This window comes from Pseudomonas sp. M2 (genome assembly GCF_015751845.1).
GTDB lineage: Bacteria > Pseudomonadota > Gammaproteobacteria > Pseudomonadales > Pseudomonadaceae > Aquipseudomonas > Aquipseudomonas putida_E.
This window is the reverse complement of record NZ_JADOUD010000001.1, coordinates 3142035-3163191: the sequence shown is the minus strand read 5'-3', so window position 1 is coordinate 3163191 and position 21157 is coordinate 3142035. Positions and strand designations below refer to the sequence as shown.

Genomic DNA, 21157 nt, shown 5'->3' with positions numbered 1-21157 from the left:
AGGCTTACAGGGCCTTCACCTCGAGGATCTCCACCTCGAAGGTAAGGGTCTTGCCTGCCAGTGGGTGATTGAAGTCGATGGTCACCTGGTTGTCATCGAACGCTTTGACCACACCGGGTAATTCGGTGTTGGCGGCATCGTTGAAGATGATCAGCAGCCCTTCGGACAATTCCATGCCCTCGAACTGGGACCGTGGCATGACCTGTACGTTCTGCGGGTTAGGCTGGCCGAAGGCATTCTCCGGGGCAACCACGACCGTGCGCTTGTCACCGGCCTTGAAGCCGAACAGCGCGGCCTCGAAACCCGGCAGCAGGTTGCCATCGCCGACCTTGAAGGTGGCTGGAGCCTTGTCGAACGTGCTGTCGACGGTGTCGCCGTTTTCCAGGTGCAGCGCGAAGTGCAGGGTAACTTCGGTGTTCTGGCCGATACGGGTGTCAGTCATGGACCGGATCCTCGGACTTCTTGCTCTTGAACATATCCAGCGCCAGCATCACCGCACCAACGGTGATGGCGCTGTCGGCCACATTGAAGGCCGGGAAGTGATGAACGTTCTTCCAGTGCACCAGGATGAAATCCACCACATGGCCCAGCACGATTCGATCGTACAGGTTGCCCAGCGCTCCACCGAGCACCAGCGCCAGCGCCACGGCCAGCCAGGTCTCGTTGCGCCCCAGGCGCTTGAGCCAGACCACCAGCACGGCGCTGACCACCACGGCGATCAGGGCGAACAACCAGCGCTGCCAGCCGGAGCTGTCGGCAAGGAAGCTGAACGCCGCGCCGGTGTTGTAGGCCAGGGTCCAGCTGAAGTAGTCAGGGATGACCACGATCTGCTGATACATGCTCAGGGCGTTGTTGAAATACAGCTTGGTGGCCTGGTCAACGACCAGGACCAGCAGGCTGAGCCAGAGCCATGCAAGGCGCCCGAAGCGCCCCGCTGCAGGGTTAGGCATAGTGGCGCACCTCACCGGAACCGCTCAGGTTGTCGACGCAACGGCTGCAGATTTCCGGGTGCTCCGGATGGCTGCCGACGTCGGCGCGGAAGTGCCAGCAGCGGCCGCACTTGGCGTGACCAGACTTGACCACTTTCAGCTTGAGGCCTTCGACTTCGGTGGCCACGGCATCGGCCGGCGCCTGGGCGAACGGCACCACGCTGGCAGCGGAGGTGATGAGTACGAAGCGCAGCTCATCGCCCAGCTTGCTCAGGTCGGCGCTGAGGCCCTCTTCGGCGAACAGGGTAACTTCGGCCTGCAGGTTGCCGCCGATGACCTTGGCGGTACGCTGGTTTTCCAGCTCCTTGTTGACCGCAGCCTTGACCGCCATCACGCGGTCCCAGTAGGCGCGATCCAGCTCGGTGCCTTCCGGCAGCTCGCTCAGGCCCTGGTACCAGCCGTTGAGCATGACCGACTCGTTGCGCTCGCCCGGCAGGTACTGCCAGATTTCATCGGCGGTGAAGGCCAGGATCGGCGCGATCCAACGCACCAGCGCTTCGCTGATGTGGTACAGCGCGGTCTGGCAGGAACGACGGGCGACACTGTTGGCGCCAGTGGTGTACTGGCGGTCCTTGATGATGTCGAGGTAGAAGCCGCCCAGTTCCTGCACGCAGAAGTTGTGGATCTTCGAGTAGACATTCCAGAAACGGTACTCGCTGTAGTGCTCTTCCAGCTCGCGTTGCAGCAGCAGGGTACGGTCCACTGCCCAGCGGTCCAGGGCCAGCATGTCCTCTGGGGCCAGCAGGTCGCGGGCCGGGTCGAAGCCGGACAGGTTGGAAAGCAGGAAACGTGCGGTGTTGCGGATACGACGGTAAGCGTCGGCGCTGCGCTGCAGGATCTGCTCGGAAACGGCCATCTCACCCGAATAGTCGGTGGCCGATACCCACAGGCGCAGGATGTCGGCACCCAGGGTGTTGTTGACCTTTTCCGGCTCGATGGTGTTGCCCAGCGATTTGGACATCTTGCGGCCGCTTTCGTCCACGGTGAAGCCATGGGTCAGCAGCTCGCGGTACGGCGCGTGGTTGTCGATGGCGCAACCGGTCAGCAACGAGGAATGGAACCAGCCACGGTGCTGGTCGGAGCCTTCCAGGTACAGGTCCGCACGCGGGCCGGTGGCGTGGCCGATGTCGTGCGAGCCGCGCAGTACGTGCCAGTGGGTGGTGCCGGAGTCGAACCACACGTCCAAGGTGTCGGTGATCTTGTCGTACTGGCCGGCTTCATCACCGAGCAGTTCGGCGGCGTCCAGCTTGAACCAGGCCTCGATGCCTTCCTGTTCGACGCGTTTGGCCACGGCTTCCATCAGCTCGACGGTGCGCGGGTGCAGTTCGCCGGTCTGCTTGTGCAGGAAGAACGGGATCGGCACACCCCAGTTGCGCTGACGCGAGATGCACCAGTCCGGGCGATTGGCGATCATCGAGTGCAGGCGCGCCTGGCCCCAGGCCGGGACGAACTGGGTGTCTTCGATGGCTTTGAGCGCGCGCTCACGCAGCGGCTCGCCAGTGCTTGGCTGCTTGTCCATGCCGACGAACCACTGCGCGGTAGCGCGGTAGATCAGCGGGGTCTTGTGGCGCCAGCAGTGCATGTAGCTGTGGCTGATGGTCTCGGTGTGCATCAGCGCACCGACTTCGCTCAGCTTTTCGACGATGGCCGGGTTGGCCTTCCAGATGAACTGGCCGCCAAAGAACTCCAGCGACTCGACGTACACACCGTTGCTCTGCACCGGCGTGAGGATATCGTCGTTGACCATGCCGTAGCGCTTGCAGGTGACAAAGTCGTCTTCACCGTAGGCTGGCGCGGAGTGGACCACACCGGTACCTGCGCCCAGCTCGACGTAGTCGGCCAGGTAGACAGGCGACAGGCGGTCGTAGAAGGGGTGACGGAAATTGACCAGCTCCAGGGCCGAGCCTTGGGCGGTGGCGATGACCGAGCCTTCCAGGTTGTAGCGCTTGAGGCACGACTCGACCAGTTCTTCGGCCAGCACCAGCAGACGCTCGCCGGTATCGACCAGAGCGTACTTGAACTCCGGGTGGATGTTCAGCGCCTGGTTGGCGGGGATGGTCCACGGGGTGGTGGTCCAGATCACGATGGCAGCGGGCTTGGCCAGCGCCGGCAGGCCGAACGCGGCAGCCAGTTTGTCAGCGTCGGCGACCGGGAAGGCCACATCGATGGTCTGCGACTTCTTGTCGGCGTACTCGACCTCGGCTTCTGCGAGCGCGGAGCCGCAATCGAAGCACCAGTTAACAGGCTTGAGGCCCTTGAACACGAAGCCCTGCTTGACCATTTCGGCCAGGGCACGGATTTCACCGGCCTCGTTGGCGAAGTTCATGGTCTTGTAAGGGTTGTCCCAGTCACCCAGCACACCCAGGCGGATGAACTCGGTCTTCTGCCCTTCGATCTGCTCGGCAGCGTATTCGCGGCACAGCTCACGAGTGCGGTCGGCCGTCAGGTGCTTGCCATGGGTGACTTCGACCTTGTGCTCGATCGGCAGGCCGTGGCAGTCCCAACCGGGTACGTAAGGCGCGTCGAAGCCCGACAGCGTCTTGGAGCGGACGATCATGTCCTTGAGAATCTTGTTCAGCGCATGACCGATGTGAATCTTGCCGTTGGCATAGGGCGGGCCGTCGTGCAGGACGAACTTCGGACGATCCTTGCCAATTTCGCGCAGCTTCTGGTACAGGCCAATGCTGTCCCAGCGCTGCAGGATCTGCGGTTCGCGCTGAGGCAGGCCGGCCTTCATGGGGAAGGCGGTGTCCGGAAGGTTTAGCGTGGCTTTGTAGTCGGTCATTTCAGGCTCTTGGTTAGCGGTTGAGCGTGCCAATGTGCACGTGCGGCGGCGATATCCGCATCGATCGCCGACTTCAGCGCCTCCAGGGAGGCGAATCGCTGCTCTTCACGCAGCTTGTGGTGGAATTCCACCGTCAGGCGCCGGCCATACAGATCGCCGGCATAATCCAGTAGATGAATTTCAAGGTGCGGGCGGCCGTCGCCGGCCACTGTGGGGCGCACCCCGATGTTGCCGACACCCGGCCAGGCCTTGCCGTCGATTTCGATGCTGGCCAGGTAGACCCCGGACAACGGTACGCGACGACGCTTGAGCTGGATGTTGGCGGTGGGCGTGCCGAGCTGGCGGGCCAGCTTCTGGCCGTGCAATACGCGCCCGGTAATGCTGTAGGGGCGGCCCAGCAAGTGCTCGGCGAGCTCGAAGTTGCCTGCGGACAGCGCCTGGCGCACCTCGGTGCTGCTGACCCGCAAACCGTCCTGGATCACCGTGTTGGCGGCCTCGACGGTGAAGCCGTACTGCTTGCCGGCTTCGATCAGGAAGGTGAAATCGCCAGCGCGGTCGCAGCCAAAGCGGAAGTCGTCGCCCACTTCAAGGTGGCGCACGCCCAGGCCATCGACCAGGATCGCCTCGACGAATTCATCGGCGCTCAGGTTGCTCAGGCGCTGGTTGAACGCCAGGCACAAGACCCTATCGATACCTTCGCCAGCCAGCAGCTCGACCTTGTCACGCAGGCGCGCCAGGCGGGCCGGCGCAGTGTCCGGAGCGAAGTACTCGCGCGGCTGCGGCTCGAAGATCACCACGCACGTAGGCAGGCCAAGTGCCTGGCCGCGCTCGCGCAGGCGCGCCAGGATTGCCTGGTGGCCGCGGTGAACCCCGTCGAAGTTGCCAATGGTGGCGACACAGCCCCGGTGCTCGGGGCGCAGGTTGTGAAGACCTCGAACCAGCTGCATAACGCGCTTCTTGCTCATAAAGTGGCCGATTATAACCACACCCGGGCGCTGGTGACAGGCAGCAGCGCCCGGGTGCAGCGTGGAAAACGAAAAACCGACGCCTGACCCGCCTTCCAGCTCAGTGCAGGGCCTTGCGGGCGAAGTGCCGGGGCCTGAAGCCGCACAGGTAAAGGCAACCGAAATAGGTCACGATACCGGCCGCGATCAACGCCCCAAGGCGCACGAAACGCTCGAACATGTTGCCTTGCTCCCACGCCGGCAGGTAGTGCATGCCCACCAGCAGTACGGCCACCATCAGCGCTACTGCCAGCACCAGCTTGAGCAGGAACAGCGTCCAGCCCGGCTGCGGCTGGAACAGCTGCTGGCTGCGCAGCTTCCAGAACAGCAGGCCCGCATTCAGGCAGGCACCCAGGCTGATCGCCAAGGCCAGGCCGGCGTGCTGCAGTGGGCCGACCAGGGCCAGGTTGAACAGCTGAGTGCAGATGAGGGTGAAGATCGCGATCCGCACGGGCGTACGAATATTCTGCTGCGCATAGAAGCCCGGTGCCAGTACCTTGACCAGAATGATCGCCAACAGGCCTACCGAATAGGCGATCAGTGCCTGCTGGGTCATCGCCGCATCGAAGGCGCTGAACTTGCCGTACTGAAACAATGCAACGGTCAGCGGCTCGGCGAGTATCGCCAGGGCCAGCGTGCAGGGCAGCACCAGCAGGAAGCACAGGCGCAGGCCCCAGTCGAGGATCCGCGAATACTCCTCGCGGTCCTTGTTGGCGTAGGTCTTGGCCAACGTCGGCAGCAGGATGGTACCCAGGGCAACGCCAAGCACGCCCGAGGGCAACTCCATCAGACGGTCGGCGTAGTACATCCAGGACACCGAGCCGGCCACCAGGAAGGAGGCGAAGATGGTGTTGATGATCAGCGAAATCTGGCTGACCGAAACGCCGAGAATGGCCGGCAACATCTGTTTGAGCACGCGCCACACGCCGGTGTCACGCAGGTTCAGGCGCGGCAGCACGAGCATGCCGATTTTTTTCAGCGCCGGCAGCTGGTACAGCAACTGCGCCAGGCCTCCGGCCAGCACGCCCCAGGCCAGCGCCATGATGGGCGGGTCGAAATACGGCGTGAGCAGCAGGGCGAAGATGATCATCGCCACGTTGAGCAGGGTCGGCGTGAAGGCCGGGACCGAGAAACGGTTCCAGGTATTGAGGATCGCCCCGGCCAGGGATGACAGTGAGATCAGTAATATATAAGGAAAGGTCACCCGCAGCAGGTCGGTGGTCAGCTGGTATTTCTCGGCATCGTCCGCAAAACCGGGCGCCGTGGCCCAGACCACCCAGGGTGCCGCAAGCACGCCAATCACCGTGACCAGGGCCAGGACCAGCGTCAGCAGGCCGCTGATATAGGCGATGAAAGTGCGCGTCGCCTCCTCGCCCTGCTGGGTCTTGTATTCGGCAAGGATCGGCACGAACGCTTGGGAGAAGGCCCCCTCGGCAAAAATCCGCCGCAGCAGGTTGGGCAACTTGAAGGCGATGAAAAAGGCGTCGGTAGCGATGCCGGCGCCGAAAACACGGGCCAGGATGGTGTCACGCACGAACCCCAGCACCCGGGAAATCATGGTGATGGAGCTGACTGCAGCCAGGGATTTGAGCAGGTTCATCGAAAAGATTCACGCCAAGGGCAGAGGACGCTGCCAGACAGCGTCCGAATGTGCGATACTCCCGCGCCTTCGCAGGGGAGCCAAAAATTCCCGAGTTTACAGGTCGTGCAGCAGAAAGGAATATTTCCCTCCTGTTGGTACACCGCTCGGCGGAACCCTGCAGGTGGCCTTGACATCCGGTCAACTGATCGGCATGATTCGCGGCCTATTTTGTTTGCTATTTACCTAAAGTCTTTCGAGGAGCTCGACGGTGGCCAACACACCTTCCGCCAAGAAACGTGCAAAACAGGCTGAGAAGCGTCGCAGCCACAACGCCAGCCTGCGTTCCATGGTCCGCACCTACATCAAGAATGTAGTCAAAGCCATCGACGCAAAAGACGCCGAAAAAGCGCAAGCCGCTTACGTTCTGGCTGTACCTGTAATCGACCGTATGGCCGACAAGGGTATCATCCACAAGAACAAAGCTGCTCGCCACAAAGGCCGTCTGAATGGCCACATCAAGGCGCTGAAAGAAGCTGCAGCTGCCTAAGCGACGCTTGTCGAAAAACCGACCCTAGGGTCGGTTTTTTATTGCCTGCGATTTGATGATGCTTGTGTTGCCAGTTACGGCCTCATCGCCGGCAAGCCGGGCCCCACAAAAGCGATAGGGCCGCATAGCGGCCCCTGCATTACTTGGCGATCTGGATCTTCGGTGCCCACTGCAGCCAGGCGTCCTCAGGCTTGTCGAACAAGGCAAAGGTTTGCTGCGGCCGCGCCGGGTTACCCATCTGCTCGCCATCAGGCGTGGCGAATGCAATACCACCGTCGATGAGGGTCTCCAGCGACTCGGTACGCACAGTGGCGCCCTTGAACAAGCCCCAGTCGAAACCGAAACCGCTGCTGTTCCAGAACCGGCTGCCACCGCGCACCAGCGCGGCATAGCGTGGCTCGATCAGGATGTGAATCAGCACGCGGTCTGCCGTCTGGCCCAACTCGAAGCCCGTTACCTTACCCACCTCGACCTCACGGTAGGTCACCGGCACGCCCGGCTTGATCGACCCCCTGCGCGGGGCGCTGAGGGTCAATGGCAGGCCGACTTCCACCCCGGTTACCTCAGGCGCGTCAGCCAAGGCTATGAAATCACGCTGCGGGCCTTTGTCCTTAACAGCGGGCTGCACCTCCAGGTACTGGCCGCCAATCAGGGTATCGAGGTTTTCTGTACGCACAAGGCCAAGGGCCGGCTTGACCACCCAGAACTGCGTCCCTGCACGGGCGATGCGGTCTGCCGCTTCGGTGATACGCGCGCGCAGCAGCACAGCCTGCAGGTCTTTGGTCAGGTCGACACTCTCGACACTACCAACATCCAGGCCACGGAAACGGATGGGCGTTCCCGGCTTGAGGCCATCTGCACGGTCTACACGGATGGTTATCAGCGTGCCGGCACGGTTTACCGCCTCCTGGCTGTCGTGCAGCCGGAACCTTGGAATATGGCGCTTGAGGGCTACGTTCGGCGTTGGCGTGTCGAAGGCGATGCCACCGGCCATCAGGGTCTGCAGCGACTCACTCTTTATCTTGATGCCCGACAGACCACCGGTGAGGGTAATGCCGCTGACGTTCCAGAAGCGGGAAGAGCCATTGACCAGGTTTTCGTATTCCTTTTCGATGTGCACACCGATCAGGATACGATTGCTGTTGCGGGCGAACTGGTAGCTCTGCACGCTACCAACCTTGACCTGGCGATACATCACCGGGCTACCGACCTCCAACGAGCCCAGCGTATCGGCGAACAGCACCATGTGCAGGCCAGGCGCCTTGAGGTCCAGCGGCGGTGCCTTGGCCCTTGCTTCGAACTCGCGCTGCGGCGTGGCCCCCTTCTCACCCGGGCGGATGGCAATGTAGTTACCCTTAACCAAGGCCTCCAGGCCTGTGATACCCGCCAGAGAAATGGAAGGTTTGACCACCCAGAACTGCGTGCCATCGACCAGATAGTCTTCGGTCAGGGGGTCCAGGGTCAGCTCAGCCATGGCGCTGCCAAGGTTGTTTTCCATCTTCAGGGCTTTCAGCGAACCGACTTGAATGCCTTTGTACATGACCGGGGTGCGCCCCGCCTGCAGTCCCTCATAGTCGCTCAGCTTGACCTTCACACGGATACCCGCCTGGGCGGCATCGAAATCTTCGTACAAGCGGAATGGCAGGCTCGGGTCGGTGGGCGGGCTATCCTTGCGGTATTCCGGTGTAGCAAAGGCGATACCACCGGCAACGATGCTGGAGAGGGATTCGCTGCGTACTTTTACCCCGGACAGCCCGGCATCGATGCTGATGCCGCTGGCATTCCAGAAGCGCGTGTGTTTGCGCACCAGGCTGGCATAAGCCGGCTCGATGAACACTTTGACCTCAACCGTGCTCTGATCCTCGGAAAGGCGATAGCTCTTTACCCGGCCAACCTGGATCTGCTTGTAGAACACAGGGCTATCGCGGTTGAGCGAGCCCAAGCGATCGGCCTTGAGCGTAAGGTGCAGGCCCGGTTCGCTGTCCGAAAGCGGTGGCGCCACCTTCAATGCCTTGAAGCGCTTGGTTCGCTCACCCTCGCCAGGGCTGACGGCAATGTAATTACCTGACACCAATGTCTCGAGACCCGAGATACCCGCCAGCGTGACACTGGGCTTGACCAGCCAGAACCGTGTCCCTTTGGTAAGGTGAGGCTCTGCGTCTTTGTTCATCTCGATAGTGGCAATGACACCTTGGTTTTCGCCCTCGGCATCGAGCACCAGGCTTTTTACCTTGCCGACGGGCATGCCTTTGTAGATGACTTCGGTTTTGTTGGCGACGATGCCCTCACCGCTCTCGAAACGAACCTCGATTTCCACACCCGCATCACGGTAGGCCTGCCAGGCCAGCCACCCTCCAATCATCAAAGCGATCAGCGGCAGAATCCAGATGGCCGACCAGTTGGAGGCGGGCCGGGTTTTAGCCGTTGGCATGTCACTCATGGTCGTCATCCGACTCCGTGTTATCCCAAATCAGTCGGGGATCGAAAGTTAAAGCAGCGAGCATCGTGAGAATCACCACAGTAGCGAAGGCGACAGCGCCCAGGTTGGCTTCGACACTGGCGATACGGCCGAAATTCACCACCGCCACCAAGATGGCGATGACGAAGATGTCCAGCATGGACCAGCGTCCTATGAACTCGATGAACCGATACATCAAGATGCGTTGCCGCGCTGACAAGGGTTGGCGGCGCTGCACCGAATACAACAACAAACCGATGCCCACCAGTTTGAAGGTGGGCACCAGAATACTGGCAATGAACACCACTGCGGCAATGGGCAACATGCCATGCTTGAGCAGGGTAATGACGCCGGACATGATCGTGTCCGGGCTGCCCTGCCCCAATGTACTGACAGTCATGATCGGCAGCACGTTGGCAGGTATGTACAGGATCGAGGCAGCGATGAGTAGCGCCCAGGTACGGACGATACTGTTGGGCCGACGTGCATGCACAATCGCGCCACAGCGCGTGCAGGTCTGCGACTTGCTCTCGGAATCCTGTCGATTCAGTTCATGACACTCATTGCAGACCATAATGCCCGCATCAATCGCCCGCATGCAGATCCTCCCCTGACAGCGCACTCCAGATCTGGTGTGGAGACATCACCACTTCAAGCCAAACCTGAATCAGCAACAGGCTTATGAAGCAAAACAACCCTAGCCCTACGGTCAGCTCGGCAAGGTCGACCAGTTTCACGATTGCGACCAGTACGCCCATGAAGTAGACCTCGAGCATGCCCCAGTCACGCAAATGGTGATAAATGCGATAGAACAACAGCCCGTAGCTACGCCCGACGTTAAGGCGGATGCTCAATAGCACCATGAGCTGGCACATCAGCTTGAGAAACGGAACCGCCATGCTGCACAGGAACACCACGACAGCGACACCGCGCATTTCGGAGTTGTACAAGCCCAGCACGCCACTCCACACCGTATCGTCTGAAGTCTGGCCAAGCAGGTGCAGCTGCATGATCGGCAGGAAGTTGGCAGGCACGAAGAGCAGCAGCGCGGTCAGCACCAGTGCCAGGCTGCGATTGACCACATTGTGCCGGTGAGCGTATAGCTCATAACCACAGCGGGGGCACTGCGCCTTTTCATCGTGTTGCAGTTGGGGCTTGCGCATCAGCAGGTCGCATTCATGGCACGCGACCAGCTCGTCAAGCGGCAACTGCTCTAGCGCTTGGGTTTCGACTGGGTTGGGCATCTCGAGGTTCTGAATAGGTAGGTCGGCTCTATTCTAGTGATACAGCTCGAAATGTGGGAGCCGACTTTCGGGAAACGGAGCTGGAAAGACAAAACCCCTACCTGCTCGCGCAGATAGGGGTTTTGCGAAATGAATCTTGACGATGACCTACTCTCACATGGGGAAACCCCACACTACCATCGGCGATGCATCGTTTCACTACTGAGTTCGGGATGGGATCAGGTGGTTCCAATGCTCTATGGTCGTCAAGAAATTCTGTAGCCAGAATGTCCAGATGGACAGCCCAGCGAATTCGGATATGCGATAGTTGTGATGCTGCGAACTTTCGGTTCTTTCGTCTTCACCACCACAATCTGCAGAAGCAAATTGCTTGGGTGTTATATGGTCAAGCCTCACGGGCAATTAGTATTGGTTAGCTCAACGCCTCACAGCGCTTACACACCCAACCTATCAACGTCGTAGTCTTCGACGGCCCTTTAGGGGATTCAAGATCCCAGTGAGATCTCATCTTGAGGCAAGTTTCCCGCTTAGATGCTTTCAGCGGTTATCTCTTCCGAACATAGCTACCCGGCAATGCCACTGGCGTGACAACCGGAACACCAGAGGTTCGTCCACTCCGGTCCTCTCGTACTAGGAGCAGCCCCTCTCAAATCTCAAACGTCCACGGCAGATAGGGACCGAACTGTCTCACGACGTTCTAAACCCAGCTCGCGTACCACTTTAAATGGCGAACAGCCATACCCTTGGGACCGGCTTCAGCCCCAGGATGTGATGAGCCGACATCGAGGTGCCAAACACCGCCGTCGATATGAACTCTTGGGCGGTATCAGCCTGTTATCCCCGGAGTACCTTTTATCCGTTGAGCGATGGCCCTTCCATACAGAACCACCGGATCACTAAGACCTACTTTCGTACCTGCTCGACGTGTTTGTCTCGCAGTCAAGCGCGCTTTTGCCTTTATACTCTACGACCGATTTCCGACCGGTCTGAGCGCACCTTCGTACTCCTCCGTTACTCTTTGGGAGGAGACCGCCCCAGTCAAACTACCCACCATACACTGTCCTCGATCCGGATAACGGACCTGAGTTAGAACCTCAAAGTTGCCAGGGTGGTATTTCAAGGATGGCTCCATGAGAACTGGCGTCCCCACTTCAAAGCCTCCCACCTATCCTACACAAGCAAATTCAAAGTCCAGTGCAAAGCTATAGTAAAGGTTCACGGGGTCTTTCCGTCTAGCCGCGGATACACTGCATCTTCACAGCGATTTCAATTTCACTGAGTCTCGGGTGGAGACAGCGCCGCCATCGTTACGCCATTCGTGCAGGTCGGAACTTACCCGACAAGGAATTTCGCTACCTTAGGACCGTTATAGTTACGGCCGCCGTTTACCGGGGCTTCGATCAAGAGCTTCGCTTGCGCTAACCCCATCAATTAACCTTCCGGCACCGGGCAGGCGTCACACCCTATACGTCCACTTTCGTGTTTGCAGAGTGCTGTGTTTTTAATAAACAGTCGCAGCGGCCTGGTATCTTCGACCGGCATGAGCTTACGGAGCAAGTCCTTCACCCTCACCGGCGCACCTTCTCCCGAAGTTACGGTGCCATTTTGCCTAGTTCCTTCACCCGAGTTCTCTCAAGCGCCTTGGTATTCTCTACCTAACCACCTGTGTCGGTTTGGGGTACGGTTCCCAGTTATCTGAAGCTTAGGAGCTTTTCTTGGAAGCATGGCATCAACCACTTCGTCGCCTAAAGGCAACTCGTCATCAGCTCTCGGCTTTGAGATCCCGGATTTGCCTAAGATCTCAGCCTACCACCTTAAACTTGGACAACCAACGCCAAGCTGGCCTAGCCTTCTCCGTCCCTCCATCGCAATAACTGGAAGTACAGGAATATTAACCTGTTTTCCATCGACTACGCTTTTCAGCCTCGCCTTAGGGACCGACTAACCCTGCGTCGATTAACGTTGCGCAGGAAACCTTGGTCTTTCGGCGTGCGAGTTTTTCACTCGCATTGTCGTTACTCATGTCAGCATTCGCACTTCTGATACCTCCAGCAAGCTTCTCAACTCACCTTCACAGGCTTACAGAACGCTCCTCTACCGCATCACCAAAGGTGATACCCGTAGCTTCGGTGCATGGTTTGAGCCCCGTTACATCTTCCGCGCAGGCCGACTCGACTAGTGAGCTATTACGCTTTCTTTAAAGGGTGGCTGCTTCTAAGCCAACCTCCTAGCTGTCTAAGCCTTCCCACATCGTTTCCCACTTAACCATGACTTTGGGACCTTAGCTGACGGTCTGGGTTGTTTCCCTTTTCACGACGGACGTTAGCACCCGCCGTGTGTCTCCCATGCTCGGCACTTGTAGGTATTCGGAGTTTGCATCGGTTTGGTAAGTCGGGATGACCCCCTAGCCGAAACAGTGCTCTACCCCCTACAGTGATACATGAGGCGCTACCTAAATAGCTTTCGAGGAGAACCAGCTATCTCCGAGCTTGATTAGCCTTTCACTCCGATCCACAGGTCATCCGCTAACTTTTCAACGGTAGTCGGTTCGGTCCTCCAGTCAGTGTTACCTAACCTTCAACCTGCCCATGGATAGATCGCCCGGTTTCGGGTCTATACCCAGCGACTAAACGCCCTATTAAGACTCGCTTTCGCTACGCCTCCCCTATTCGGTTAAGCTCGCCACTGAATATAAGTCGCTGACCCATTATACAAAAGGTACGCAGTCACCTAACAAAGTAGGCTCCCACTGCTTGTACGCATACGGTTTCAGGTTCTATTTCACTCCCCTCTCCGGGGTTCTTTTCGCCTTTCCCTCACGGTACTGGTTCACTATCGGTCAGTCAGTAGTATTTAGCCTTGGAGGATGGTCCCCCCATATTCAGACAAAGTTTCTCGTGCTCCGTCCTACTCGATTTCATTGATAAGAGATTTTCGTGTACGGGGCTATCACCCACTATGGCCGCACTTTCCAGAGCGTTCCACTAATCTCAAACCAACTTAAGGGCTGGTCCCCGTTCGCTCGCCACTACTAAGGGAATCTCGGTTGATTTCTTTTCCTCAGGGTACTTAGATGTTTCAGTTCCCCTGGTTCGCCTCTTGCACCTATGTATTCAGTACAAGATACTCAGCTTGTGCTGAGTGGGTTCCCCCATTCAGAGATCTCTGGATCACAGTCTGTTTGCCGACTCCCCAAAGCTTATCGCAGGCTACCACGTCTTTCATCGCCTCTGACTGCCAAGGCATCCACCGTATGCGCTTCTTCACTTGACCATATAACCCCAAGCAATCTGGTTATACTGTGAAGACGACATTCGCCGAAAATTCGCATGTTGCTCTTTCGAGCAGAACTCACAAATTTTACCTTAGCCTGATCACACACCAGTGAAAGTGCATGTCAGTCTATTTCTATCACATATCCGAATTTTTAAAGAACGATCTGACAAAAGCCAGAAATCAACATTCGATGCGAATGCTCATTTCTGAGTTTGATCAAGGTACAGCAGAAGTGGTGGAGCCAAGCGGGATCGAACCGCTGACCTCCTGCGTGCAAGGCAGGCGCTCTCCCAGCTGAGCTATGGCCCCGCATATTGGTAGGTCTGGGCAGATTTGAACTGCCGACCTCACCCTTATCAGGGGTGCGCTCTAACCAACTGAGCTACAGACCTATATAGGGTCTTGATCGTCTTCGACAATGAATCAAGCAATTCGTGTGGGAGCTCATCAGCAGGCTGATGTCGTCGATTAAGGAGGTGATCCAGCCGCAGGTTCCCCTACGGCTACCTTGTTACGACTTCACCCCAGTCATGAATCACACCGTGGTAACCGTCCTCCCGAAGGTTAGACTAGCTACTTCTGGTGCAACCCACTCCCATGGTGTGACGGGCGGTGTGTACAAGGCCCGGGAACGTATTCACCGCGACATTCTGATTCGCGATTACTAGCGATTCCGACTTCACGCAGTCGAGTTGCAGACTGCGATCCGGACTACGATCGGTTTTGTGAGATTAGCTCCACCTCGCGGCTTGGCAACCCTCTGTACCGACCATTGTAGCACGTGTGTAGCCCAGGCCGTAAGGGCCATGATGACTTGACGTCATCCCCACCTTCCTCCGGTTTGTCACCGGCAGTCTCCTTAGAGTGCCCACCATAACGTGCTGGTAACTAAGGACAAGGGTTGCGCTCGTTACGGGACTTAACCCAACATCTCACGACACGAGCTGACGACAGCCATGCAGCACCTGTGTCAGAGTTCCCGAAGGCACCAATCCATCTCTGGAAAGTTCTCTGCATGTCAAGGCCTGGTAAGGTTCTTCGCGTTGCTTCGAATTAAACCACATGCTCCACCGCTTGTGCGGGCCCCCGTCAATTCATTTGAGTTTTAACCTTGCGGCCGTACTCCCCAGGCGGTCAACTTAATGCGTTAGCTGCGCCACTAAAATCTCAAGGATTCCAACGGCTAGTTGACATCGTTTACGGCGTGGACTACCAGGGTATCTAATCCTGTTTGCTCCCCACGCTTTCGCACCTCAGTGTCAGTATCAGTCCAGGTGGTCGCCTTCGCCACTGGTGTTCCTTCCTATATCTACGCATTTCACCGCTACACAGGAAATTCCACCACCCTCTACCGTACTCTAGCTTGCCAGTTTTGGATGCAGTTCCCAGGTTGAGCCCGGGGCTTTCACATCCAACTTAACAAACCACCTACGCGCGCTTTACGCCCAGTAATTCCGATTAACGCTTGCACCCTCTGTATTACCGCGGCTGCTGGCACAGAGTTAGCCGGTGCTTATTCTGTCGGTAACGTCAAAACACTAACGTATTAGGTTAATGCCCTTCCTCCCAACTTAAAGTGCTTTACAATCCGAAGACCTTCTTCACACACGCGGCATGGCTGGATCAGGCTTTCGCCCATTGTCCAATATTCCCCACTGCTGCCTCCCGTAGGAGTCTGGACCGTGTCTCAGTTCCAGTGTGACTGATCATCCTCTCAGACCAGTTACGGATCGTTGCCTTGGTGAGCCATTACCTCACCAACTAGCTAATCCGACCTAGGCTCATCTGATAGCGCAAGGCCCGAAGGTCCCCTGCTTTCTCCCGTAGGACGTATGCGGTATTAGCGTTCCTTTCGAAACGTTGTCCCCCACTACCAGGCAGATTCCTAGGCATTACTCACCCGTCCGCCGCTGAATCAAGGAGCAAGCTCCCGTCATCCGCTCGACTTGCATGTGTTAGGCCTGCCGCCAGCGTTCAATCTGAGCCATGATCAAACTCTTCAGTTCAATACTGATTGGGTTTTTAAGAAACCCTAAACTTGGCTCAGCAATCTCAAATGACTATGTGATTTCTCGCATGGTCACTTGTGATGCTGATAATCTTTCTGACTATCAGTCCATACTCACAAGCACCCACACGAATTGCTTGATTCGATTTGTTAAAGAGCGTTTGGTTAAGAGCTTTTCGTCTCAACCGAGGCGCGCATTCTACGCTTTCCTCAGAGCCTGTCAAGCGTTTATTTTGAAGTTTTTTGCGAGAAACTCGTTCAACTTCAAACACTTGGCTCGCTGCGATCTCTCGTAGCGGGAGGCGAATCATACAGCGTTTAGAAGCGCTGTCAACCACCATTTCACCGCTATCGATCAGGCGATCGAAGCACCACCAGCACCACCTGGATTAAGCAACTCTTTGAATTTCAAGGAGTTTCTCGTTCCGACTACGCTGGAAGTGGGGCGCATTATAAGGGGATTCGAACGCCCGTCAAGGATTAATTTCAATAAACCTTGATATCGCCTAAAACAAAGCGGGGAGGCCTGTCGGCCTCCCCGCTTCGCTTCTCACGCTTTAAAGGCTAGGGAAGGCAAATTGCGACGCCTCATGGCTCGCACGCTGCGGCCAGCGCTGGGTAATCGCCTTGCGACGGGTATAGAACCGTACCCCATCCGGGCCATAAGCATGCAGGTCGCCAAACAGCGAGCGCTTCCAGCCACCAAAGCTGTGGTACGCCACAGGCACCGGCAGCGGCACGTTCACACCAACCATGCCCACTTCGATCTCGTCACAGAACAGGCGTGCCGCCTCACCATCACGGGTAAAGATACAGGTCCCGTTACCATACTCGTGATCATTGATCAGCTGCATGGCCTGCTCCAGGCTGTTCACACGCACCACGCACAGCACAGGGCCGAAGATCTCTTCTTTATAGATGCGCATCTCTGGCGTCACCTTGTCGAACAGGGTGCCACCCACGAAGTAGCCGTCTTCATTACCCGCCACACGGAAACCACGGCCATCCACCACCAGCTTGGCGCCAGCAGCAACACCGTCATCGATGTACCCCACTACCTTGTCACGGGCAGCAGCAGTCACCAGCGGCCCCATGTCCAGGCCGCACGAGGTGCCGGCACCGATCTTGAGCGCCTTGATCTGCGGCTCCAGCTTGGCGATCAGCGCATCGGCAACCTGGTCGCCCACACACACCGCCACCGAAATAGCCATGCAACGCTCGCCGCACGAACCGTAGGCAGCGCCCATCAGTGCGCTGACGGCGTTGTCCAGGTCGGCATCCGGCATCAGCACTGCGTGGTTCTTCGCGCCACCCAAGGCTTGCACGCGCTTGCCGCGCTTGGTGCCTTCGGCATAAATGTACTCGGCGATCGGGGTCGAGCCAACAAAGCTCAGCGCTTTCACTTCCGGCGCCTCGATCAGCGCGTCCACAGCTTCCTTGTCACCGTGCACCACGTTGAGGATACCCTTGGGCAGGCCGGCCTCCAGCAGCAACTGGGCAATGTACAAGGTCGAACTCGGGTCACGCTCGGACGGCTTGAGGATAAAGGCGTTACCGCAAGCGATGGCCAACGGGTACATCCACAGGGGGACCATGGCCGGGAAGTTGAACGGCGTAATACCGGCGACCACGCCCAGCGGCTGGAAGTCGGACCAGGCATCGATGTTCGGGCCGACGTTACGGCTGTATTCACCCTTGAGCACCTCAGGCGCTGCGCAGGCGAACTCGACGTTCTCGATACCGCGCTTGAGTTCGCCAGCCGCGTCTTCCAGCGTCTTGCCATGCTCTTCGCTGATCATCTGCGAGATGCGTGCTTCGTTCTGCTCCAGCAGTTGCTTGAAGCGGAACATCACCTGGGCACGCTTGGCCGGCGGGGTGTTGCGCCAGGCCGGGAATGCAGCCTTGGCAGAGTCGATCGCTTCCTGAACGGTCGCGCGGCTGGCCAGCTCGACCTTGCGTACTGCCTGGCCAGTGGACGGGTTGAAGACATCGGCGGTGCGCTCACCCTTGGAAACCAGCTCGCCGTGGATCAGGTGCTGAACAATGCTCATGCAAAACTCCAGATAAAGAAGGTTGATGCTGGCGCGCAAACAGCTCACGCGCCTTACGTCAGAATCGGAAAGATCAGTCGATCTTGTTCAGCGCTTCACCGACCGCGTCGAACAGACGGTCCAGTTCCTGCGGCTGTGTATTGAACGTTGGGCCAAACTGCAAGGTGTCGCCGCCGAAGCGCACGTAGAAGCCGGCTTGCCACAGCTTCATCGCGGCTTCATACGGACGGACAATGGCATCGCCATCGCGGGCAGCGATCTGGATCGCGCCGGCCAGGCCGTAGTTACGGATATCGACGACGTTCTTGGTGCCCTTCACGCCGTGCAACAGCTTCTCGAAGTGCGGCGCCAGCTCGGCGGCGGACTGCACCAGATTTTCCTTCTGCAGCAGGTCCAGCGCGGCGATACCGGCGGCACAGGCTACCGGGTGGGCCGAGTAGGTATAGCCGTGCGGGAATTCCACAGCGTATTCCGGGGTCGGCTGGTTCATGAAGGTCTGGTAGATCTCGCTGCTGGCGATCACCGCGCCCATCGGAATGGCGCCGTTGGTGACCTGCTTGGCGATGCACATAAGGTCAGGGGTCACGCCAAAGGCCTCAGAACCCGTCATGGCGCCCATGCGACCGAAGCCGGTGATCACTTCGTCGAAGATCAGCAGGATATTGTGCTGGGTGCAGATTTCACGCAGGCGCTTCAGGTAGCCCTTAGGCGGCGGCAGTACACCAGCCGAACCCGCAAGCGGCTCGACAATCACAGCTGCGATGTTCGACGCATCGTGCAGTTCGATCAGCTTGAGCATTTCATCAGCCAGGGCGATGCCGCCCTCTTCCGGCAGGCCTTTGGAGAAGGCATTGACCGGCAGCACAGTGTGCGGCAAATGGTCGACGTCCAGTAGCTGGCCAAACATCTTGCGGTTGCCGTTTACGCCACCCAGGCTGGTACCAGCGATGTTCACACCGTGGTAACCACGGGCACGGCCAATGATTTTGGTCTTGGTGGCCTGGCCCTTCAGGCGCCAGTAGGCGCGGACCATCTTCAGCGCGGTATCGGCGCACTCGGAACCGGAGTTGGTATAGAAGACGTGATTCAGGTCACCAGGGGTCAGCGCGGTGATCTTCTCGGCCAACTGGAACGAAAGCGGGTGACCGAACTGGAAGGCAGGGGAGTAATCCAGGGTGCCGAGCTGACGTGCAACCGCCTCGGTAATTTCCTTGCGGGTATGCCCGGCACCGCAGGTCCACAGGCCCGACAAGGCATCGAAGATCCTGCGCCCTTTGTCATCGACCAGGTAATTGCCTTCGGCCGCCACGATCAGCCGTGGGTCGCGATGGAAATTGCGGTTGGCGGTGTAAGGCATCCAGTGCGCATCCAGCTTGAGCTGGCTTGCGATACCGGCAGGAGCGGTTTCGGGCATGTTCATCGGCGGTTCCTCGAAAAACGAATAGGCAACGATGGATGTTGTTGCAGCTAAATTCGCACGTGGATAAAGTCTGAAAAAGACTACATTTCTAATCTTCAGGTAGCGCAAGACTAAACTTATGAGCCGACGTCCCGACCCACTCGCCCAAGTCAGCGATTTCGACATCCGCCTGCTGAAGATCTACCGCAGCGTGGTCGAGTGCGGCGGCTTCTCGGCTGCCGAAAACGTGCTGGGCATTGGCCGCTCTGCCATCAGCCAGCAGATGAATGACCTGGAGCAACGCTTGGGCCTGCGCCTCTGCCAGCGTGGCCGCGCCGGTTTTTCGCTGACCGAGGAAGGCCGCGAGGTCTACCATTCGGCGCTGCAACTGCTCAGCGCGCTGGAAACCTTCCGTACCGAAGTCAACGGCCTGCACCAGCATCTGCGCGGGGAGCTGAACATCGGCCTGACCGATAACCTGGTGACCCTGCCGCACATGCGCATCACCCATGCATTGGCCGAACTCAAGGATCGCGGCCCCGAGGTGCGCATCCAGATCCGCATGATCGCCCCAAGCCAGGTCGAGCAGGGTGTGCTCGATGGCAGCCTGCATGTCGGCGTGGTGCCGCAGACCAGCCCGCTATCCGGCCTTGAGTACCAACCGCTGTACAGCGAACGCTCGCTGCTCTATTGCGCGGTTGGCCATCCGCTGTTCTATGCCGACGATCAACAGATCGACGAAGCCCGCCTCAACAGCCAGGAGGCGATCGCTCCGACCTTCCGCTTGCCCGCCGAAATTCAGGCCCATTATCAGGCCCTGAACTGCACCGCCAGCGCCTCGGACCGTGAGGGCATGGCATTTCTGATCCTTACCGGCCGCTACATCGGCTACCTGCCCGACCACTACGCCACGTTCTGGGTTCAGCAAGGTCGCCTGCGCGCCCTCAAGCCCTCGCAGCGCTTCTATGACCTGAGCCTGAGCTGGGTAACGCGCAAGGGCCGGCGGCCGAACCTGGTACTGGAAAGCTTCCTTGAAAGCCTGGCTGCGACACGCTGATGCCTGCTTGTGACGCTAATGCTTGTTACTTGAGCGCAGGAAGGTAATCTTGTCCGACATCCGTTGCCACAGACCTGTACGGAATCGTCCATGACCCTAGAAGTCCCTGCGCATCGCCTATCCGCCTCGGGCAAGCCCGCTGGCCGCATCCGCCAGAAGAACGAACAGGCCATCATCCAGGCCGCCGAAGACGAGTTCGCCCGCCATGGCTTCAAGGGCACCAGCATGAACACCATTGCGCTGAAGGCCGGTTTGCCCAAGGCCAACCTGCATTACTACTTCACCAACAAGCTCGGCCTGTACATTGCCGTGTTGAGCAACATCATCGAGCTCTGGGACAGCACCTTCAACGCCTTGAGCGTTGATGACGACCCCGGTGCTGCGTTGAGCCATTACATCCGCACCAAGATGGAATTCTCCCGGCGCAATCCGCAAGCCTCGCGGATCTTCGCCATGGAGGTGATCAGCGGAGGCACTTGCCTGACCGAGTACTTCAGCGCCGACTACCGCGAGTGGTTCCGGGGCCGGGCGGCGGTGTTCGAGGCCTGGATCGCGGCAGGCAAGATGGACCCGGTAGACCCGGTTCACCTGATATTCCTGCTATGGGGCAGCACCCAGCACTATGCCGACTTCGCCACCCAGATCTGCCAGGTGACCGGCCGCAGCCGCCTGACCAAGCAAGACATGGAAGATGCGAGCAACAACCTTATCCACATCATCCTCAAGGGGTGCGGCATCGCGCCGAGTGCCTGACATC

Annotated in this window: 13 protein-coding genes, 2 tRNA genes and 3 rRNA genes; 3 read left to right on the top strand and 15 right to left on the bottom strand. The window is 58.5% G+C overall.

The window, feature by feature from the left end; translation table 11 throughout:
• Positions 1 to 4 precede the first annotated feature (4 nt).
• From fkpB to murJ, 5 genes are all read right to left on the bottom strand, one after another.
• Positions 5 to 442, bottom strand: a complete 438-nt coding sequence (fkpB, locus tag IWW33_RS14660) for an FKBP-type peptidyl-prolyl cis-trans isomerase (RefSeq protein ID WP_012316358.1) — start codon at positions 440 to 442, stop codon at positions 5 to 7.
• Positions 435 to 950, bottom strand: coding sequence for a signal peptidase II (gene lspA / locus IWW33_RS14655; protein ID WP_012316359.1), 516 nt, complete (start codon positions 948 to 950; stop codon positions 435 to 437). The genes fkpB and lspA overlap by 8 nt, the downstream gene beginning before the upstream one ends.
• Positions 943 to 3774: an isoleucine--tRNA ligase gene (gene ileS, locus IWW33_RS14650; RefSeq protein WP_012316360.1), complete on the bottom strand. Its 2832-nt coding sequence runs from the start codon at positions 3772 to 3774 to the stop codon at positions 943 to 945. The genes lspA and ileS overlap by 8 nt, the downstream gene beginning before the upstream one ends.
• Positions 3771 to 4721, bottom strand: a complete 951-nt coding sequence (ribF, locus tag IWW33_RS14645) for a bifunctional riboflavin kinase/FAD synthetase (protein ID WP_046784653.1) — start codon at positions 4719 to 4721, stop codon at positions 3771 to 3773. The genes ileS and ribF overlap by 4 nt, the downstream gene beginning before the upstream one ends.
• 118 nt (positions 4722 to 4839) lie before the next feature.
• Positions 4840 to 6378, bottom strand: a complete 1539-nt coding sequence (gene murJ, locus IWW33_RS14640) for a murein biosynthesis integral membrane protein MurJ (RefSeq protein WP_046784654.1) — start codon at positions 6376 to 6378, stop codon at positions 4840 to 4842.
• 250 nt (positions 6379 to 6628) lie between these two features.
• Here murJ and rpsT point away from each other — a divergent pair, with 250 nt between their 5' ends.
• Positions 6629 to 6907, top strand: coding sequence for a 30S ribosomal protein S20 (gene rpsT, locus IWW33_RS14635; RefSeq protein WP_003247625.1), 279 nt, complete (start codon positions 6629 to 6631; stop codon positions 6905 to 6907).
• Between the two features lie 139 nt (positions 6908 to 7046).
• Here rpsT and IWW33_RS14630 read toward each other — a convergent pair whose 3' ends face one another.
• The 10 genes from IWW33_RS14630 to IWW33_RS14585 all read right to left on the bottom strand — a co-directional run bounded on the left by IWW33_RS14630 (position 7047) and on the right by IWW33_RS14585 (position 19364).
• Positions 7047 to 9347 carry an MlaD family protein gene (locus IWW33_RS14630; RefSeq protein ID WP_174142568.1) on the bottom strand — a complete coding sequence of 767 codons (2301 nt, stop codon included), beginning with the start codon at positions 9345 to 9347 and terminating at the stop codon, positions 7047 to 7049.
• On the bottom strand, positions 9340 to 9963 hold the full coding sequence (locus IWW33_RS14625; protein WP_046784656.1) for a paraquat-inducible protein A: 624 nt from the start codon (positions 9961 to 9963) through the stop codon (positions 9340 to 9342). The genes IWW33_RS14630 and IWW33_RS14625 overlap by 8 nt, the downstream gene beginning before the upstream one ends.
• Entirely contained in the window at positions 9950 to 10609 is a 660-nt protein-coding gene (locus tag IWW33_RS14620; RefSeq protein WP_125923355.1) for a paraquat-inducible protein A, read from the bottom strand. Before IWW33_RS14620 ends, IWW33_RS14625 begins: the two co-directional genes overlap by 14 nt.
• Before the next feature lie 134 nt (positions 10610 to 10743).
• Positions 10744 to 10859: ribosomal RNA gene (gene rrf, locus IWW33_RS14615) — 5S ribosomal RNA — on the bottom strand.
• 131 nt (positions 10860 to 10990) lie between these two features.
• Positions 10991 to 13882 (bottom strand): 23S ribosomal RNA (locus tag IWW33_RS14610).
• A gap of 236 nt (positions 13883 to 14118) precedes the next feature.
• Positions 14119 to 14194: transfer RNA gene (locus tag IWW33_RS14605), tRNA-Ala, on the bottom strand.
• A gap of 6 nt (positions 14195 to 14200) precedes the next feature.
• A tRNA-Ile gene (locus IWW33_RS14600) sits at positions 14201 to 14277 on the bottom strand.
• Between the two features lie 77 nt (positions 14278 to 14354).
• Positions 14355 to 15891, bottom strand: a 16S ribosomal RNA gene (locus IWW33_RS14595).
• The 16S, 23S and 5S rRNA genes sit together here with 2 tRNA genes alongside, the layout of an rRNA operon.
• A gap of 559 nt (positions 15892 to 16450) precedes the next feature.
• Positions 16451 to 17944 carry a CoA-acylating methylmalonate-semialdehyde dehydrogenase gene (locus IWW33_RS14590; protein WP_012316366.1) on the bottom strand — a complete coding sequence of 498 codons (1494 nt, stop codon included), beginning with the start codon at positions 17942 to 17944 and terminating at the stop codon, positions 16451 to 16453.
• A gap of 73 nt (positions 17945 to 18017) precedes the next feature.
• Entirely contained in the window at positions 18018 to 19364 is a 1347-nt protein-coding gene (locus IWW33_RS14585) for an aspartate aminotransferase family protein (RefSeq protein WP_046787872.1), read from the bottom strand.
• A 118-nt stretch (positions 19365 to 19482) separates the two neighbouring features.
• Here IWW33_RS14585 and IWW33_RS14580 point away from each other — a divergent pair, with 118 nt between their 5' ends.
• The gene (locus tag IWW33_RS14580; protein ID WP_012316368.1) at positions 19483 to 20400 is read left to right on the top strand and encodes a LysR family transcriptional regulator; all 918 of its coding nucleotides are present in this window, start codon (positions 19483 to 19485) and stop codon (positions 20398 to 20400) included.
• A 90-nt stretch (positions 20401 to 20490) separates the two neighbouring features.
• Positions 20491 to 21153: a TetR/AcrR family transcriptional regulator gene (locus tag IWW33_RS14575; RefSeq protein WP_046787871.1), complete on the top strand. Its 663-nt coding sequence runs from the start codon at positions 20491 to 20493 to the stop codon at positions 21151 to 21153.
• Positions 21154 to 21157: the final 4 nt, after the last annotated feature.